This window comes from Streptomyces africanus (assembly GCF_002150735.1).
GTDB lineage: Bacteria > Actinomycetota > Actinomycetes > Streptomycetales > Streptomycetaceae > Streptomyces > Streptomyces africanus.
Window position 1 is genome coordinate 1 of the sequence record NZ_MUKA01000406.1, and the last position, 3,351, is coordinate 3,351.

The 3,351-nt window shown below is 72.3% G+C and carries 1 protein-coding gene and 1 pseudogene; both read left to right on the top strand.

The features are described 5' to 3' along the window. The first annotated feature begins 277 nt into the window (after positions 1–277). Positions 278–2,644, top strand: coding sequence for an RNA degradosome polyphosphate kinase (locus CCL05_RS37785; protein WP_086565151.1), 2,367 nt, complete (start codon positions 278–280; stop codon positions 2,642–2,644). Next, positions 2,625–3,351: pseudogene (locus CCL05_RS37790) on the top strand (CHAD domain-containing protein); the annotation flags it as partial. The gene CCL05_RS37785 and the pseudogene CCL05_RS37790, both read left to right, overlap by 20 nt.

Consider the following 3,351-nt stretch of genomic DNA (forward strand, 5'->3'; position numbering starts at 1 on the left):
GCCGGAGGGCGCTCGCGGGATACCGCCCGGGGGGCGGTCGCGCGGGCCGACCGGGGGCGGCTCGCGGGAACCGCTGGGGGACGGCTCGCGGGAACCGCCCGGAGGGCGCTCGCAGGAACAGCCCGGGGGTGCTCGCAGGAACCGTCCACAACCTGTGGACGGCCGTGCACCCTGCCCGGCCGCCCTCTCCCGGACGACCCCCGCGAGCCGCCCCGCGCTATCCCACACGTCATGTCGCCGTAACCATCGATTCAGACGGGCTTGCGAGGCTCGGCCAATGACTCCCGCCGTGCCAGAGCCTTCACCGCCCCCAGAGGGGCCTGGGGGGAACGGGACCACTCATGTGACGCCCCCGCTCCCGCCCGCGCTGTCCGACGCGCCCGTGATGCTCGCGGCGCGGAAGAATGGGGCCATGAGCCAGCCGAACACCCAGGCACAGGTCCAGCACGCGCAGCCCTCCGTGGGCTCCATAGCAGCCCACCGCCCGCACACCATCGCGGCGGCCGTCTCCGACCTCGAACCCGACATCGACGCCGACCTCGACGCGTACGAGGAGTCGCAGGTCGACGGTGTCCAACTGCCCCAGGGGCGCTTCCTCGACCGGGAGCGCAGCTGGCTCGCGTTCAACGAGCGGGTCCTCGAACTCGCCGAGGACCCGAACACGCCCCTGCTGGAGCGGGCCAACTTCCTCGCGATCTTCGCCAGCAACCTGGACGAGTTCTTCATGGTCCGCGTGGCCGGTCTGAAGCGCCGTATCGCCACCGGCGTGGCCACCCGCTCCGCCTCCGGCCTCCAGCCGCGCGAGGTGCTGGAGATGATCTGGGCCCGCTCCCGCGAGCTCATGGCCCGGCACGCCGCCTGCTACCACGAGGACGTGGCCCCCGCACTCGCGGAGGAGGGCATCCACCTGGTCCGCTGGAGCGAGCTCCAGGAGAAGGAGCAGGCCCGCCTGTTCACCCTGTTCCGGCACCAGATCTTCCCCGTGCTGACGCCGCTGGCGGTCGACCCGGCCCACCCCTTCCCGTACATCTCCGGCCTCTCCCTGAATCTGGCCGTCGTCGTACGGAACCCGGTCACGGGCCACAAGCACTTCGCCCGTGTGAAGGTGCCGCCGCTGCTGTCCCGCTTCCTGGAGAGCTCCCCGGGCCGCTACGTCCCCATCGAGGACGTCATCGCCGCCCACCTGGAAGAGCTGTTCCCGGGCATGGAGGTGCTGGAGCACCACGCCTTCCGCCTCACCAGGAACGAGGACCTGGAGGTCGAGGAGGACGACGCGGAGAACCTGCTCCAGGCCCTGGAGAAGGAGCTCATGCGGCGCCGCTTCGGGCCGCCGGTGCGCCTGGAGGTCGAGGAGTCCATCGACCGCGAGGTCCTGGACCTGCTGGTGCGCGAGCTGAAGATCAGCGAGGCCGAGGTGTACCCGCTGCCGGGCCCCCTGGACCTCACGGGCCTGTTCCGGATCGCCTCCCTCGACCGGCCGGAGCTGAAGTACCGCAAGTTCGTCGCCGGCACCCACCGCGACCTCGCCGAGGTCGAGTCGGCCTCCGCGCCGGACATCTTCGCCGCCCTGCGCGAGCGGGACGTCCTGCTGCACCACCCGTACGACTCGTTCTCCACCTCCGTCCAGGCCTTCCTGGAGCAGGCGGCCGGCGACCCGGACGTCCTCGCGATCAAGCAGACCCTGTACCGGACCTCGGGCGACTCGCCCATAGTCGACGCCCTCATCGAGGCCGCCGAGACCGGCAAGCAGGTCCTCGTCCTGGTCGAGATCAAGGCCCGCTTCGACGAGCACGCCAACATCAAGTGGGCGCGCAAGCTGGAGGAGGCCGGCTGCCACGTGGTCTACGGCCTGGTCGGCCTGAAGACCCACTGCAAGCTGTCGCTGGTGGTCCGCCAGGAGGGCGAGACGCTCCGCCGCTACAGCCACGTCGGCACCGGCAACTACCACCCGAAGACCGCCCGCCTCTACGAGGACCTCGGCCTGCTCACGGCCGACCCGCAGGTCGGCGCGGACCTCTCGGACCTCTTCAACCGCCTCTCCGGCTACTCCCGCCGCGAGACCTACCGCCGGCTGCTCGTCGCCCCCAAGTCGCTGCGCGACGGCCTGGTCTCGCGGATCACCAAGGAGATCCAGCACCACCGCGCCGGACGGCCCGCGTACGTCCGTATCAAGGTCAACTCGATGGTCGACGAGGCCGTCATCGACGCCTGCTACCGCGCGGCCCAGGCGGGCGTGCCGGTGGACGTGTGGGTGCGCGGCATCTGCGCGCTGCGCCCGGGCGTGGCGGGCCTGTCGGAGAACATCCGGGTCCGCTCCATCCTCGGCCGCTTCCTCGAACACTCCCGTGTCTTCGCCTTCGGCAACGGCGGCGAGCCCGAGATCTGGTTCGGCAGCGCCGACATGATGCACCGCAACCTCGACCGCCGGATAGAGGCCCTGGTCCGGGTCACCGACCCGGCCCACCGGGCTGCCCTGAACCGGCTGCTGGAGACCGGCATGTCCGACGCCACCGCCTCCTGGCACCTCGGCCCGGACGGCGACTGGACCCGGCATGCGACCGACGCGGACGGCCAGCCCCTGCGCAACGTCCAGGAGATGCTCATAGACGCCCGGAGGCGCCGGCGTGGCACAGCAACACCTTGACCCGACGGACCCCCTGGCCGGGCCCGCCCCCACCGGGGACACCCTCGCGGGCTACCTGAGGGTCCAGGCCACGGAGTTCCTCCGCGCGCTGCGCCTGCACCGGGAGACCGGTTCCGGGGCGAACGGCTCGGAGGGGTCCGTCGAGGCGGCCCGCGCGCTGCGCCGCTCGGCCCGACGCATCAGCGCCAGCCTGCATACGTTCCAGCCCCTCCTCGACACGGACTGGTGCGAGGGCATGCGCCCCGAACTGGCCTGGGTCTCGGGCACGCTGGCGATGGAACACGCGTACACGTCCCGCCTGGACCGCCTCCTGACGGCGCTGCACCGCCTCTCGGGCTCCGCCCCAGCCGCGGGCACGCGCGCCGACGCAGCCCCGGGCACGCGTGCGGACGTAGCAGCGGGCGCGCGCGCCGACCTAGCTGCGGGCACGCGTGCGGACGCAGCCGCGGGCGCGCGCGCCGACCGAGCTGCGGGCAGTCGTGCCGCTGGGGCGGCGCCCGTCCCAACGAGAGCGGCACCCCGCGACGCCGGGCTGCGCACCCCCCCGACCAGCACCACAGAACGCAGCAACCTGACCGTAGGAGCAGCAAAAGCAGGCGCCCTACTCGACCGCCAGCTGAACCTCGCCCGCACCCGAGCCCACTCCACCGCCCTCCAAGCCCTCGGCTCCAGCCGCTTCCACGCCATCGCGGACAAGGTCGCCGTCC

What these genes read in the sequence shown, in the direction of transcription:
- CCL05_RS37785 (WP_086565151.1), top strand. Translation starts at nt 278, where the DNA reads ATGACTCCCGCCGTGCCAGAGCCTTCACCGCCCCCAGAGGGGCCTGGG.